This is a genomic window from Geobacter sp. (assembly GCF_027327745.1).
Taxonomy (GTDB): domain Bacteria; phylum Desulfobacterota; class Desulfuromonadia; order Geobacterales; family Geobacteraceae; genus Geobacter.
Genome location: NZ_DAHVYG010000072.1, coordinates 1 through 13888, shown reverse-complemented (window position 1 = coordinate 13888; position 13888 = coordinate 1). Strand labels below are relative to the sequence as shown.

Below are 13888 nucleotides of genomic sequence, written 5' to 3'. Positions count from 1 at the left end.
AAGTCCGACAGGCTCCTGTTCGCGCGATGGAACGGACCGTGCAAGGCGCTCGGATGTCCGGGGTGTTCCGGACGGGAAAGGCGGGAGATGGAACAGGTTCGGAGCTCCGAGGAGATGAAAGCCGTGTTCAGCGCGGCGGAAGAAGCGGTCGACGCCGCCAACCTCCTGGCCCTGGAACTGCTCATCGGCTCCGTTGCCCACGGCCGGCCGGCCGCCGCGCCCCGCCGGGAGGCCGGCAGGGCGGTTCGGGCCACCGCCGCGCTGGAGCGTCTCATCCGCTCCGCAGGGATCTGCTGACCGAAACGGTTCAATTTTCCGGCTCTTGGAACCGGAACATCCGGATACGACGCACTCAGAAGAGACAGGGAGGAAAGGCATGGCCAACGTATTGATTGTGGACGACTCTTCAACCATGAGGAAGATCATTTCCCGCTCCCTCCGGCAGGCGGGGCTTCCGGTTGATGAGATTTTCGAGGCGGGAGACGGCATCGAGGGGCTCAATGTCCTGTCGGGCAAGGGTGTCGACCTGATCCTCTCCGACATCAACATGCCGAACATGGACGGCCTGGAGTTCATCAAGCAGGCCCGGGCCAACGGCTGCAAGGCCCCGATCGTCATGATCACCACCGAGGGGGGAGAGGAGATCCTGAAGCAGGCGCTGGAAAACGGCGCCAGCGACAGCATCAAGAAGCCCTTTACCCCCGACCAGCTCAACGAGAAGCTCGGAGGCCTCCTATGACCCTCAATACCGGGGTGGCCGAAGCGACCAGGCTTACCGAGGAAGAGATTGCCGGCTACATCATCGGCGCCACCAAGGAAGTGTTCGGGACCATGGTGATGATGGAGCTGGAGGATCAGTATCCGCTCCGGGAGCCGATCACGAAATTCCACTGCAGCGTCACCGGCATGGTCGGCCTGGCGGGGACCTATACCGGCATTCTTTCGATCCACTGCCCCCGGCAGTTTGCCCTGCGGATAACATCCAGCATGCTCGGCATGGAGGTGGAAGAGGTCGGGGAGGATGTGAACGACGCCCTCGGCGAGATCTCCAACATGCTCGGCGGCTACGTGAAGATGATCCTCTCCAAGGGGGGGCTCGACCTCCATCTCTCGGTCCCCACCGTCATCTCCGGCGAGGAATACACCATCAACGCCATGGCCGACAGCGACTGCGTCATCATCCCCTTCGTCAACGAGGGAGAGCGCTTCCTCGTGGGGCTGAAACTGAAGAAAGAAGCCTAGGAGCACGCCCCGGACCATGGAAGGTTTCGCCACCCTCGCCTCCGTTGTTGACAACGCCCTCAAACAGACCGCCCAGGACAGCGGGATGCTCCTGGGGCAGGAACTGGTCATCGCCGCCGCCGATCTGATCGGCACCAACCGGCAGACCTACTTTTCAGACCTGGACGATGTCTGCTTCGTGGCCGAGATTACCGCCAGCGGCGAATATGGGGGAAAGTTCTTCGCCGTTTTCGGCCTGCGGGACGCCATCTGCCTCAGCAGCTTTCTCCTCGGCATCCCCCCCGCCCGGATCAATGAAAAGCGCCGTCTCGCCATCATGGAAAACGACGACGCCGACGCCTTCGCCGAGATCATCAACCAGCTGGTCGGCTCGTTCAACTCGGTCTTCCAGCCCGCCTTTGCCAACAAGGTCCACCTGAAGGTTGTCCCCCCCCGGAAGTTCATCCCGGAAGAGACCGCGCTCACCGAGACGGAGCCGGTCCCCGACGGCGAGTACCTCCTCTTTCGCGCAAGGATGGAGCTTCCCGGGATGGAGATGGGGAATCTCGATATCCTGATCCCCCGCACCCTGGCCGAGCTCTTCGATCCTCCCCTTCGGGAGCCGGAAGCCCCGGCCCAGGAGGAGCCGGCGACGGAGGAGCAGCCCGATACTGCCGGGACGGACGCCGCCGCGGACGCCGGGGAGGGGGAACCCGCCCCCCCGGACGACGGACCCCCCAGGGTCCTCATCCTGGAGGACGATGCCGGCGACCGCCAGCTGGTTCGGGAGCTGCTCCAGGAGCGGGGATTCGAACCGGTGGAGGCGGGGCTCGACGCCGACATCCGGGAGATCGTCTCTCAGGGGGGGGTTCGGCTCGTGGTGCTCGGCATCCACAACGGCGACGACCGGGACATGGCGGTCTGCATCAAGATCAAGGCGATCGCCCAGGGGGAGCGCCTCCCCATCATCATGTGCGCCCGGGAGTGGACCCGCTCCGCCGTGCTCAAGGCGGTCAAGTACGGTGCGCGCGACATCATCGTCAAGCCGTACCGCCCCGACGAGGTGCTGGCCAAGGTGGAGAAGTTCCTCTCGGCGGCATGAGTTCACATCATCACTTTATTCAAGTCAGGAAATTGACTTCTACCCTCCTCTTTTGACTCCCTGTCCCGTCCTCCCCGTTTCTACATTGTAACCTGCCGATATCACGACCTTCTCTGCTGCACATTCCGGCACGGCTTTTGCCCTGTACCGAAGGGGAGCATCCCTTCCGCGCCGGCGCCCTGCTGATGGGCCGCCGGGCAACTTCGACGCGCAAAGGTGTGACATGGTGAATGACGACACGAGCCGGGACCGGACACGGTTCCCGTGGCAGATCCCGGCGCTGGTCCTGGCGCTTTTCGTTGCCTCTCCGGCCTGGGGGAAGGAGGCAAACCACCTCTACCGGATCGACGTCCGCCAGCGGCAGGGCTTCACCCGTCTCGCGCTGAAGCTCGAGCGGCAGCCGGAGTATGCCGTTTCCTCCCTGCCGGGGAACCGGGTGCGGGTTGCGCTGCGGGATACCGACGGGAGGCGGTGGAAGCGGCTTCGCTCCTACAGCGATCCCCACGTGGGGGGGGTGACGGTGTCGCAGCGGCGCGGGGACCTCATCGTCACCGTGGCGGTCAGGGGAAATCCGCTCGGGGTCAGGATCCTTTCCCCCGACGACTCCGACGTCCTCACCATCGACGTCGGGGATCCCCTCGCCCCCCGGCGCCACTCCCCCCTGGCGGAGGGGCGCGAGGGGATCCGGGCCGGCGTCGAACAGCTCCTCACCCGCTTCGACCCCCCGGTGCACTCCGGCATCCCCTTCGTTCCCACCGACCGCCGGCAGCTGGAGAAGATCGTCCCTCCAGACCTCGCGGCCCAGATCCTTGCCGGCGAGGCGGCCCTCTACCAGGGGCAGGGGGGAGCGGCCGAGGAGATCTTCGCCCCCCTCGCCCTCCGGGATACCCCCGTTCGGGGACTCGCCCTGTTCCGGCTCGGGGAGGCCCGCTACATGCTCCAGAAGTACGGCGAAGCCCTCAGGGATTTCCGGGAGGGGGAGCGGATCCTTCCCGATTTTCTCCAACACTCGCCCGGCACCACCTTCGCCTGCGCCGACAGCATCGCCCGCAGCGGCGATCTCGACGGGGGGCGCCGGATGATGGCGCGTCTCATCGACGGGCTGGCCGACAAGGCCTACGCCCCGATGCTCCTCGTCCGGCTCGCCGACATCCTGGCCCGCCAGGGGCGCGAGCTGCATGCCGAGGCCATCTACCGGAGCGTCGCCGAAAACTTCCCCGGCAGCAAGGCGTTCTGGCAGGCCCGGATGAAGCTTGCCGACCGGCGGCTCGTGACCATGGACCCGGCGACCTTCGAACCCCTGGTGGCGGAATATCTCGATATCTCTCAGCACGGCGGCGACTTCGGGCTGAGGGAGGAGGGGCTCTTCAAGGCGGCGCTCCTGATGTCGCTCTACGGCGACGCCGCCGGGGCCTTCGACCTGGTCCGCGAGTACGGCAGGAAGTTTCCCCGGGGGGTCTATGCCGGCATTGCCCGCGGCATGCGGGAGGAGCTCCTCGTCCCCCTCTGGCGGGAGGTGGCCCGCGACAAGGATGACGAGGGGCTCATCAGGCTCGCCCAGGAGAACAAGGAGTACCTGGCGCGCTGCCTGGCGGACCCCCCCTTCGTCAAAAGGCTTTCCGACGCCTTTGCGGCCGGGGAGCGGACGAGGGACGAGGCGACTCTCTTCGCCTGGCTTGCCGACAAGGAGTGGAGCGCCGGCAGCGCCCCCGAGCTCTACCGGCGTATCATCGACGACGCCCAGCGGCTCGGCGATCTTCCCCTGTTCGAGAAGGGGGTGGCGGACTTCCTGCGCCGCTTCCCGTCCCATCCGGCGGCGCTTGGCTTCCGCGAACAGCTGGCGGCGCAGGAATACCAGCGCGGCGAGATGTCCCGGGTGGTGGCGCGGCTCGCCGGCTTCCTCGCCGGGAAGCAGCGCCCCGAGTCGGTGGAGAGCCTCTACTACCTCGGCAAGGCCCTGGATGCCAACGGCCGTCACAAGGACGCGGAACGGGCCATGACCCTCTTCCTGACGGAAAGCCGACAGCGGGGAGGGGGGACGGAACTCGTCCCCGACGCTTATTATCTGGTTGCCGTCGCGCGGCTCGCCCGGGGGGACCGCAAGGGGGGGCTCGCCTCTCTGCGGGCCGGGAGCGAGGCGGCCCCCGCCGGGGAGAAGGCCCCGTTCCTCTACAAGATGGGGGAGGTGGCCCGTGCCGCGGGGCGCTACGACGAGGCGGCACGCTACCTGAAGAGCGTGGAGGGGGAGACGAAGGACCCGGAATGGCGGAAAATGGCGGCCCAGTCCCTTGCCGACATCGAGCTGCAGCGCAGCCTCGCCGGGAAGGTGAAGCTTAGGTGAGACGTGAGAAGTGTTTTACGTTTTACGTCTCACGTCTAACGTCTCACTGCATTCTGGTACGGCTTTTGCTGGACCAGCCTGTGCGGAGGGAAGGAGGAGAGGGCAATGCCGATCGACAGCATATTCGGAACCACCGTGGACCTGCTGGCCAAGAACATCGACCTCCGGGCCAGGAACCACACCATGATCTCCGCCAATCTGGCGAATGTCGAGACCCCCAACTATACGCCGACCTCCCTCTCCTTCGAGGACGAGCTCAAGGATGCCCTCAAGGTGAAGAAGGGGACCCCGGCGCTCACCAACCCGCGTCACATCCCACTCAAGGGGGAGGGTGCCTCCCTGCAGCAGGTGGAGGGGAAGGTGATCGAAACCCCCTCGGCCACGCCGGGGAAGGACAACAACGGGGTGGAGCTTGAGGCGGAGATGGCGCGGATGGTGGAAAACCAGCTCATGTACAACGCGTCGGTCCAGCTCGTCGGCAAGGAATTCGAAATGCTCAAGTACGCGATCAAGGGACAATAAGCCATGGACTTCTTCAGCGCGATGCAGATCAGCTCCTCGGCCCTTTCGGCCGAGCGGACCCGGATGAACCTCATCTCCTCCAACCTCGCCAATGCCAACTCCACCAAGACGGCCGAGGGAGGACCCTACAAGCGCAAGGACGCCGTCTTCGCCGCCACCCAGGTGGGGGAGACCTTCCGCTCCGCCTTCGACCGGATGCGCCGCGGGGCCCCGGAGGGGGTGGAGGTCACCCAGATCATCGAAGACCAGAATCCCCCCCGGCTCCAGTACGACCCCACCCACCCGGACGCCAATGCCCAGGGGTACGTGGCCCTTCCCAACGTCAACGTGGTGGAGGAGATGGCGGACATGATCGCCGCCACCCGCGCCTACGAGGCGAACGTGACCGCGGTGCAGGCGGCCAAGAGCATGGCCATGAAGACCCTGGAGATCGGGTCGAAGTAGACGCAATTTTTTTTGACACGAAAAAAGGGCGCCGCACAGGCACCCTCATTGAAGCGTATCGGCAGTACCGCTGAAAACTTGAGAGATTTTTCGGGAGGCGAACGTGTTGAACGGGATCGAAAGCGGCATCGGCATCACCAAGGCGTTTACGGCGGGAGGGGCGACGGAGGCGAAACCCGCTTCCCTGGCCGCCGACGCCGGCAAGTTTTTCAACGAGCTCGTGAACAAGGTGAACGACCTCGAGATGAAGGCCGACGGCGCCGTGCGGGATCTCGCCACCGGCGAATCCAAGGGGCTCCACGAGGTGATGATCGCCATGGAGAAGTCGTCGATTTCGTTCCAGTTCCTGACCCAGGTGCGGAACAAGGCGGTGGATGCCTACAACGAAATGATGCGGATGCAGGTGTAAGTGCCGGTGAGCGATTGATTTCACCCCCCTTTGGAAAAGGGGGGCAGGGGGGATTTGGCTTTTGCATAAAATCCCCCTAAATCCCCCTTTTTCAAAGGGGGACTTACTAAGAACCGGAGAATACATGCCTGAAGGTTTGAAAAAACTGGCGCAGCCGTTCCTGGCCCTTCCCCCCGCCAAGCGGTGGGTCGTGGGGGGAGTGGTGGGGGTGTCGATCGTCGCCTTCGCGCTGCTGATCATGATCGCCAACCGGACCGACTACCGGCCGCTCTTCACCAATCTCTCCAGCGAGGACGCGGGGGAGATCGTCCGCAGGCTCAAGGAGCAGAAGGTACCCTACCAGATCGGCGGCGACGGCAAGGCGATCCTGGTGCCGTCCGAAAAGGTGTACGAGCTGCGGCTGGCGATGGCTTCCGACGGCCTGCCCCAGGGGGGCGGGGTCGGGTTCGAGATCTTCGACCGGAAAAACTTCGGCATGACCGAGTTCGTGCAGAAACTCAACTACCAGCGGGCGCTCCAGGGGGAGCTCTCCCGCACCATCGGCCAGATCGCCGGGGTCGAGCAGGCCCGGGTGCATCTCGTGATCCCCGAGAAGTCGCTCTTCAAGGAGAACGAGAAGCCCCCCACGGCGTCGGTCATTCTGAAGATGCGGGGGAACCGGCAGCTGCGCGACGGCGAGGTGCAGGGGATCGTCCACCTCGTCTCCTCCGCCATCGAGGGGATGGACCCGGAGCATGTGACGGTGCTCGACAACAAGGGGAAGATGCTCTCCCGCAGCGGTCCGGCCGATGCCGCCGGCAAGATGACCGCATCGATGCAGGAGATCCAGCGAAGCTTCGAGAAGAACACCGAAGAGCGGCTCCAGTCGCTCCTCGACATGGCGGTGGGGAGCGGCAAGTCGGTGGCGCGGGTCTCGGCGACCTTCGATTTCCGGCAGGTGGAGCGGTTCGAGGAAAAGTACGACCCGGATACCGTGGTCCGCAGCGAACAGCGGAGCGAGGAGAAGCTCGGCGGCGGCGCCGGCGCCTCCGGCGTCCCCGGCGTCCAGACCAACCTCGGCAAGACCCCCGGCGGGGCCGCAAATCCGGCGGGAAACAACGGGAGCAAGAGCGACGAGACGATGAATTACGAGGTGAGCCGCTCCACGGCCCGGACCATCGAGCCGGTAGGGACCCTCTCCAAGGTGTCGGTGGCGATCCTGGTGGACGGCAGCTACGCTTCCCCCGCCGCCGGCAAGGACGGCAAGGGGGCCAGGCCGAAGTATACCCCCCGTTCCGCCGACGAGCTCCAGAAGATCGACGCCCTCGTGAAGAGCGCCGTCGGCTTCAACGCCGGCCGCGGCGACCAGGTGACGGTGGTCAACATCCCGTTCCAGGATACGGGTGATGGTGGCACCGACGAGGCGGGGCAGTGGTGGAACGCGCCGATCTTCCTCTCGCTCCTCAAGAACGGCCTCATCGGCTTCGGTTTCCTGGCGCTCCTCTTCTTCGTGGTCCGTCCCCTCATGAAGACCCTCAAGCCGGCCAGGGAGACCTCCTTCGAGCCGGTCCCGACGGCGGAGGATACCCTCAATCAGATTGCCGAGGCCCACCGGCTCCAGATCGGCAACCAGACCATCCGGCAGATGGAGCTGATCACCAAGGTGAAGGAAGAGCCGTACCAGGCGGCCCAGATCCTCCAGAACTGGCTCCGCACCAACGACGAGTAAGCGGTCATGACCGGGCATCACCCCATCCCACATTTTCCGAGGTCCCCATTCCATGGACGGATCAGATAAGGCTGCCATACTCCTCCTCTACCTTGGCCCCGAGGCAACCGCCGGGGTCTTCGAGCACATGGACGACTCCGAGATCAAGAAGATCTCCCGGAGCATGGCTCGGCTCGGCCATGTCCCCCATGCGACCATCCAGGAGGTGGTGGCGGAATTCACCAACATGACCAACCCGGAGACCGGCATCTTCTCCCAGGGGGAGGAGTTCGTCCGCAAGATCCTGGAGCAGACCCTGGGACCCCAGAAGGCGGAGCTTCTCCTCAAGGAGATCAGCACCTCCAGCTTCGGCGACATGGTCGACGTCCTGGCGAACCTGGACGCCAAGACCATCGCCAACTTCCTCTCCCAGGAGCACCCCCAGACCATCGCCGTCATCCTGGCGAAGCTGCGGGCCAAGCAGACCGGCGAGATCGTCTCCATGCTTCCCCAGGAGCTCCAGGCGGAGGTGGTGCTCCGGATCGCCGACGTCGACCAGGTCTCCCCCGAGATCCTCGAAGACATCGACGAGGTGATCCAGCGGGAGCTGACCGCCATGGGTGGGGTCCAGCGCTACAAGGTGGGCGGCATCGAGAAGGTTGTCGACATGTTCAACCACCTGGACCGGAGCCGGGAGAAGCAGATCCTCGACAGGCTCGACGTCATCAGCCCTCCGCTGGCCGAGGTGATCCGCAAGCACCTCTTCACCTTCGACGACATCTTCAAGCTCGACGACCGCTCGATCCAGGGGATCATGCGCGAGATCTCCAACGACACCCTGACCCTGGCCATGAAGACCGCCGACGAGAGCATCAAGGAGAAGATCTTCCGCAACATCTCCTCGCGGGCCGCCGAGATGATCAAGGAGGACCTGGAGGTCATGGGGCCGGTCCGCCTCTCCGACGTGGAGAAGGCCCAGGGAGAGATCATCAAGATCGTCCGCCGCCTGGAGGAGGAGGGGAAGGTGGTCCTGGCCGGTCGCGGAGGCGACGATGTCCTCGTCTAGGACCGCCCGCATCATCAAGGCCGGCCGGCAGGAGAGCGCGACGGTGCAGGGGTACAGCTTCTCCGCCATCGCCGCGGCGCCGCAGCTTCTTCCGGAGGAGCGGGAGACAGATTCGGGCTCCGGCTTCGTCCCCTTCGGGCTCGTGGGGACTCCCCCCGGCCGGGGCCTTCCTGCGGCTTCCGGGGCGGAGGAGCCGGTGGCGGCCGTTCCCGATCTGGAGGGGATGATCATCCTGACGGAGGAGGAGCTCCAGGCGAAGATCGACGAGGTCTACCACAACGGGATGGAGGAGGGGCGCCGTCAGGCGGAACGGGGGCTCGCCAACGTCTTCAAGTCGCTGCGCGAGGGGGTTGCGGCCTTGACGGGGCTGCGGCAGCGGGTCCTGAAGGAGAGCGAGGAGGATCTCCTCAGGCTTGCCGTCATGATCGCCCGCAAGATCGTCCAGCAGGAGATCGCCCAGGATCCCGGGGTCCTCGCCTCCATCATCGCCGCGGCGGTGGGAGGGTGCGCCGAGCGCGACCGGGTGGTGGTCCGGCTCAACCCCGGGGACCATGCGGTAGTCTCCGCCAACCGGCAGGGGTTTCTTGCCGGCCTTGGCGAGGATGCCCCCATCACCCTCGCTTCTGACGATGGGGTCGGTCCCGGCGGCTGTCTCGTGGAGACCGCCACCGGCACCGTCGACGCCCGGATCGAGGCCCAGATCGACGAGATCTACCGCATCCTCCTGGAGGAGCGGAGCGCCCCGGTGGAGACCCCTCCCGCACCGGCCGGGCCGGAGCCGACCGTAGAGGTTTCGTCCCTTCCCGATGACGCCATCCCCCCCTACATGGGGACGGGCGAATGGGTGAAGGGGGAGGAGGAGAAACCCCATGTCCCTGCATAGGGTCGATCTCTCCCGCTATCTCTCCGCCGTTGAGGGGGTCAGGCCGATCCGCTTCCACGGCAAGGTGACCCAGGTGGTGGGGCTCGTCATCGAGGGGTACTGCCCCGACGCGGCGGTCGGCACCCTCTGCCACGTCCACCCCCACGAGGGGGAACCGATCCCGGCCGAGGTGGTCGGCTTCCGGGACAACAAGACGCTGCTCATGCCGCTTGGCGAGCTGCGGGGGGTGGGGCTCGGGAGCCTCATCTCCGTGAAGCGGAAGAAGGCATCCCTCGGGGTCGGCCCGGGACTGCTCGGGCGGGTCATCGACGGCCTCGGCGAGCCGATCGACGACCGGGGGCCCCTGTCGGTCCGGGAGGAGTACCCGATCTACGCCAACCCGGTGAACCCGATGAAGCGGCGCCCCATCCGAAGCCCCCTCGACCTCGGCATTCGGGCCATCAACGGGCTTCTTACCTGCGGCGAGGGGCAGCGTGTCGGAATCATGGCCGGCTCCGGTGTCGGAAAATCGACACTGCTCGGGATGATCGCCCGCTACACCGAAGCGGACGTGAACGTCATTGCCCTCATCGGCGAGCGGGGACGGGAACTGCGGGAGTTCATCGAGAAGGACCTCCAGGAGGAGGGGCTGAAGAAATCGGTGGTGGTGGTCGCCACCTCCGACCAGCCGCCGCTGGTCCGGATGCGCGGCGCCTACATCGCCACCACCATTGCCGAGTATTTTCAGGCCCAGGGGAAGAAGGTCCTCCTCATGATGGACTCGGCCACCCGGTTCGCCATGGCGATGCGGGAGGTGGGGCTCGCCATCGGCGAGCCGCCGACCACCAAGGGGTACACCCCGTCGGTCTTCGCGGCGCTCCCCAAACTGCTGGAGCGGACCGGCAACTTCTTCGACGGAAGCATCACCGGCCTCTACACGGTCCTCGTGGAAGGAGACGACTTCAACGAGCCGATCTCCGACGCCATGCGGAGCATCCTCGACGGCCACATCCTCCTCAACCGCGAGCTGGCGGCCCGCTCGATCTATCCCCCCATCGACGTCCTGGGGAGCGCGTCGCGGGTGATGATGGACGTGACCGGGAAGGGGCAGCAGGGCCACGCCTCGCGGTTCAAGGAGCTTCTGGCCGCCTACAGGCAGGCGGAAGACCTGATCAACATCGGCGCCTACAAACCGGGGTCGAACCCGACCATCGACTATGCCATGGCGAAGATGGAGCAGATGCTCGGCTTCCTCAAGCAGGGGATCCATGACGGGGTCTCCCTGGAGCAGGCGGTGGAGGCCCTGGGCGATCTCTTCGACGAGGGGATGGCACTCTGATTGCACACCTGATGGTGAGTGTAAATCCCCGCGGAAACAGAAGACTTTCGGAGCACTGCCATGATGCACAAGCACGGATTCCAGCTGCAGCAGGTCCTCAACTACCGGAAGGAAGTCGAGAAGGTGCGCAAGGTGGAGTTTGCCACCGCCAAGCGCGAGTTCGAGAGCGCCACGGAGCTTCTGGACCGCCACGAGGCCGAGGCGGACCGGGCGCGGGTGGAGTACAACAACAAGCAGGCGGCGGGGATCATGGCCAGCGAGCTGCAGATGTACGGCGACTTCTTCCGGAGAAAGAGCAGCGACATTCAACTGCAGCGGCTACAGGTCGACACCCTCGGGCGGGAGATGACCGAGAAGCGGGAAGTGCTCCTGGATGCCGCCAAGGATAAGAAGGCCCTGGAGCTCCTCAAAGAAAAGCAGATGCTTGCCTTTCGCCGCGAGATGGCCGAGAAGGAGCGGGCATTCCTGGAAGAGCTAGCCGTGCAGAAGAAGGTCGCCCGCTGATGCGGCTCACCCTCTGGATACCGGTTCTGGCGGCGTCGGGGGCGCTCCTCCTCGCGCCGCCGCTTTCTTCGCCCCCCGCGGACGAGGCCCATGCCTCGGGGACCGACGCGGCGAAGCGTCCGGCGTCCTACCTCCCGGCAGCCGGTGCCAAAGGGGCCGCGAATGAAACGGCGGCCCTGGAGATCAGGCGCCAGCAGCTCGCCGCCCGGGAGGCGGCCCTCGCCATCAAGGAGCAGGAGCTCAAGAACCTGGCCGCCACCCTCGACGCACGGGTGAAGGAGCTGGAGGCGGCCAAGGCGTCCCTCGACCAGTCCCTGGACGCCCGGAAGAAGGTTCGGAACGCCGAGTTCCAGAAGATGCTCAAGGTCTACATGTCCCTCAAACCCGCGGAGGCGGCCGGCCTCCTCGACAAGCTCCCCGAGGCGCAGACCATGGAAATTCTCAACCAGATGGACCAGCGCCATCTCACCAAGCTCCTGCCGCTCATCAAGCCCGACCGGGCCCTGAAGTGGACCCGGGAGAACATGGCGGCGAAGTAGGAGCCACCTCTCCCTGAGGGAGAGGGTATGCTGAAGCCTGATGCTGATAGGGTAAGATTTTTCGATTTTCGCTCTTTGACAACCACATAGGTTGCAGGAACGTGGATTTTTTCCGCGTTCCATCCCACCAGAGGAAGGAGGTGAACAGAAATGCAAATCATGCAGTTGCTCCAGATCGTTCCGCAGGCAACCCCGCCGAATGGTACCGCATCTGAAGCCCCTGCCGCTCCTGCTGCCGATTCCTCGCTCTTCGCCGCGCTCTTCGCCGGGCTGGTTGCCCGTCCCGTCGAGGCGAACGCTGCCGCACCGCTTCCCGAAACGACCCCCGCGGCTCCTTCCGAAGAGGCGAAAACCGGTACCACCGACGAGGCCGGTGCCACCCAGGCCGCCCTGGTTGCGCAAGCAGCTCAGGCTCCCCTGGTGTCCCCCCTCGTTACTCTCCCGTCCCTGCCGCCTCCGGATGGGGCTCCTCCCGTCGCTTCCGCTGCACCCGGGACGGCCATTGCGGCCGTTGCCGCTGCTGCCGCACCGAAGACGGAAATGCCCGTTTCCCTGGCGGTTCCCCTCGCACTTCCGGAGGGGGAGGCGAAAACCGCTGTCCCGATCCCGGCCCCCGGCCCGGAGACGGCATCGGTCCAGCCCCGGACACCGCAACCGGCGCCGCCATCAGCTTCGGCACCGCCGGCCGGAAAGACGACGCCGGAACTCAAGGGCGACGTGGAGGTCCTCCGGGTGGCGCTCGATACGTCGGCGCCGAAGACGGAGGGGGTCGGCAAACAGCCGGAACTCCGGACGACGGAGAGTATTCCGGCGCACCGGGAAGCGCCGGTCCCCGCGCAACAGAATGTCGTTCGGACCCCCGCCGCCTACCCCGACCGGATACCAACCCCGCGGGGAGACGATCATCCGCTCCGCGTGACCCATGCCGCACCGGCGGAAAGCACCGAAGGGGAAGCCCCCACCGCTGCCAGGGACACCGTTTCCGGGGCGGGTGCCAAGCCCCGGGAGGTGGAGGTCATCGTCAAGGACGAGGCCGGTGAACGGCAGTCCGCGGGAAACCGGGACTCCGGCAGCCGGAAGGAACCGGTGGTGGCCAAGGACCACGCAGCTCCCACCCTCGCCCCGGATGGTGCCAGGGGCTTCGAGAGCACATCCCCGACCAAAGCCGCGACACCGTCAGAGCCGTCGAAGGCCCTCCACGACAGTGTCCTGGCCCAGGTGAAGGAGGGGATCGCGGCCCGCGAAGGAAAGGGGAACGGCGAGATCACGGTCCGGCTCAATCCGCAGGAGTTGGGAGAGCTTCGGATCAACGTCCGGGTGGTCGACCAGCACGTGAAGGTGGAAGTGCTGGCGGCCAGCAGCCAGGTGCGGGATATCCTCCTCAACAACCTGGACTCCCTGAAGGACAACTTCTCGCGGCAGAACCTGACCATGTCCGGCTTCGATGTATCGACCGGCACCGGCCAGGGATTCGACCAGTTCTTCCGCGAGGGGAGGGAGGCCGGCCAGGGTGCCTACCGCAGCTACTTCGGCGGCGGGCAGGCAACGGACGACACGATCGTCACGGCCCAGGCTTCGGACTACTACTACACCGACCGGCGGGACAACTCCCTCGTCGATGTCAGATTCTAACGAAAGGAGGTGCGTAAACGAATGATCAGCGGTGTAACCAACGACACGACAGCGGCGGCAGCGGCCATGAAACAGTCCACCGGGCTCAACAAGGACGACTTCCTGAAGCTCTTCATCACCCAGCTCCAGAACCAGGATCCGCTCCAGCCCCAGGACAGTTCGCAGTTCATCGCGCAGCTGGCCCAGCTGACCCAGGTGGAGCAGGCCTACAACACCAACA

16 protein-coding genes are annotated in these 13888 nt (G+C 65.5%); all 16 read left to right on the top strand.

Going from position 1 to position 13888, the window contains the following annotated elements; translation table 11 throughout:
• The first annotated feature begins 87 nt into the window (after window positions 1-87).
• On the top strand, window positions 88-297 hold the full coding sequence (locus M6689_RS13390) for a hypothetical protein (RefSeq protein ID WP_298272661.1): 210 nt from the start codon (window positions 88-90) through the stop codon (window positions 295-297).
• Window positions 298-376: 79 nt separating this feature from the next.
• Entirely contained in the window at window positions 377-739 is a 363-nt protein-coding gene (locus M6689_RS13385) for a response regulator (protein WP_298272658.1), read from the top strand.
• Entirely contained in the window at window positions 736-1242 is a 507-nt protein-coding gene (locus M6689_RS13380; RefSeq protein ID WP_298272656.1) for a chemotaxis protein CheX, read from the top strand. The genes M6689_RS13385 and M6689_RS13380 overlap by 4 nt, the downstream gene beginning before the upstream one ends.
• 16 nt (window positions 1243-1258) lie before the next feature.
• Window positions 1259-2323 carry a response regulator gene (locus tag M6689_RS13375; protein ID WP_298272653.1) on the top strand — a complete coding sequence of 355 codons (1065 nt, stop codon included), beginning with the start codon at window positions 1259-1261 and terminating at the stop codon, window positions 2321-2323.
• Window positions 2324-2549: 226 nt separating this feature from the next.
• Entirely contained in the window at window positions 2550-4664 is a 2115-nt protein-coding gene (locus tag M6689_RS13370; RefSeq protein WP_298272650.1) for a tetratricopeptide repeat protein, read from the top strand.
• Between the two features lie 105 nt (window positions 4665-4769).
• On the top strand, window positions 4770-5186 hold the full coding sequence (gene flgB, locus M6689_RS13365; RefSeq protein WP_298272647.1) for a flagellar basal body rod protein FlgB: 417 nt from the start codon (window positions 4770-4772) through the stop codon (window positions 5184-5186).
• Between the two features lie 3 nt (window positions 5187-5189).
• The gene (flgC, locus tag M6689_RS13360; RefSeq protein ID WP_298272644.1) at window positions 5190-5630 is read left to right on the top strand and encodes a flagellar basal body rod protein FlgC; all 441 of its coding nucleotides are present in this window, start codon (window positions 5190-5192) and stop codon (window positions 5628-5630) included.
• 103 nt (window positions 5631-5733) lie between these two features.
• Window positions 5734-6039: a flagellar hook-basal body complex protein FliE gene (fliE, locus tag M6689_RS13355; RefSeq protein ID WP_298272641.1), complete on the top strand. Its 306-nt coding sequence runs from the start codon at window positions 5734-5736 to the stop codon at window positions 6037-6039.
• Between the two features lie 124 nt (window positions 6040-6163).
• Window positions 6164-7747, top strand: a complete 1584-nt coding sequence (fliF, locus tag M6689_RS13350; RefSeq protein WP_298272638.1) for a flagellar basal-body MS-ring/collar protein FliF — start codon at window positions 6164-6166, stop codon at window positions 7745-7747.
• A 52-nt stretch (window positions 7748-7799) separates the two neighbouring features.
• Window positions 7800-8792: a flagellar motor switch protein FliG gene (fliG, locus tag M6689_RS13345; protein WP_298272635.1), complete on the top strand. Its 993-nt coding sequence runs from the start codon at window positions 7800-7802 to the stop codon at window positions 8790-8792.
• A complete protein-coding gene (locus M6689_RS13340) occupies window positions 8779-9675 on the top strand; it encodes a FliH/SctL family protein (protein WP_298272632.1) in 897 nt (298 codons plus the stop codon). The genes fliG and M6689_RS13340 overlap by 14 nt, the downstream gene beginning before the upstream one ends.
• A complete protein-coding gene (locus tag M6689_RS13335; protein ID WP_298272630.1) occupies window positions 9662-10993 on the top strand; it encodes a FliI/YscN family ATPase in 1332 nt (443 codons plus the stop codon). Before M6689_RS13340 ends, M6689_RS13335 begins: the two co-directional genes overlap by 14 nt.
• A 60-nt stretch (window positions 10994-11053) precedes the next feature.
• Entirely contained in the window at window positions 11054-11497 is a 444-nt protein-coding gene (gene fliJ / locus M6689_RS13330; RefSeq protein WP_298272627.1) for a flagellar export protein FliJ, read from the top strand.
• A complete protein-coding gene (locus M6689_RS13325; RefSeq protein ID WP_298272625.1) occupies window positions 11497-12036 on the top strand; it encodes a hypothetical protein in 540 nt (179 codons plus the stop codon). The genes fliJ and M6689_RS13325 overlap by 1 nt, the downstream gene beginning before the upstream one ends.
• Window positions 12037-12186: 150 nt before the next feature.
• Complete coding sequence (locus tag M6689_RS13320) at window positions 12187-13668, top strand: flagellar hook-length control protein FliK (protein WP_298272622.1); 1482 nt, start codon at window positions 12187-12189, stop codon at window positions 13666-13668.
• A 21-nt stretch (window positions 13669-13689) separates the two neighbouring features.
• Window positions 13690-13888: flagellar hook capping FlgD N-terminal domain-containing protein (locus M6689_RS13315; protein ID WP_298272619.1), on the top strand; the 199-nt coding region annotated here is incomplete at its 3' end.

Bases quoted from the DNA above. Each gene is read 5' to 3' on its own strand.
- M6689_RS13390 (WP_298272661.1), top strand. From the start codon at position 88: ATGGAACAGGTTCGGAGCTCCGAGGAGATGAAAGCCGTGTTCAGCGCG.
- M6689_RS13340 (WP_298272632.1), top strand. From the start codon at position 8,779: ATGTCCTCGTCTAGGACCGCCCGCATCATCAAGGCCGGCCGGCAGGAG.
- M6689_RS13385 (WP_298272658.1), top strand. From the start codon at position 377: ATGGCCAACGTATTGATTGTGGACGACTCTTCAACCATGAGGAAGATC.
- flgC (WP_298272644.1), top strand. From the start codon at position 5,190: ATGGACTTCTTCAGCGCGATGCAGATCAGCTCCTCGGCCCTTTCGGCC.
- M6689_RS13320 (WP_298272622.1), top strand. From the start codon at position 12,187: ATGCAAATCATGCAGTTGCTCCAGATCGTTCCGCAGGCAACCCCGCCG.
- fliF (WP_298272638.1), top strand. From the start codon at position 6,164: ATGCCTGAAGGTTTGAAAAAACTGGCGCAGCCGTTCCTGGCCCTTCCC.
- fliG (WP_298272635.1), top strand. From the start codon at position 7,800: ATGGACGGATCAGATAAGGCTGCCATACTCCTCCTCTACCTTGGCCCC.
- M6689_RS13335 (WP_298272630.1), top strand. From the start codon at position 9,662: ATGTCCCTGCATAGGGTCGATCTCTCCCGCTATCTCTCCGCCGTTGAG.
- M6689_RS13325 (WP_298272625.1), top strand. From the start codon at position 11,497: ATGCGGCTCACCCTCTGGATACCGGTTCTGGCGGCGTCGGGGGCGCTC.
- fliJ (WP_298272627.1), top strand. From the start codon at position 11,054: ATGATGCACAAGCACGGATTCCAGCTGCAGCAGGTCCTCAACTACCGG.
- flgB (WP_298272647.1), top strand. From the start codon at position 4,770: ATGCCGATCGACAGCATATTCGGAACCACCGTGGACCTGCTGGCCAAG.
- M6689_RS13380 (WP_298272656.1), top strand. From the start codon at position 736: ATGACCCTCAATACCGGGGTGGCCGAAGCGACCAGGCTTACCGAGGAA.
- M6689_RS13375 (WP_298272653.1), top strand. From the start codon at position 1,259: ATGGAAGGTTTCGCCACCCTCGCCTCCGTTGTTGACAACGCCCTCAAA.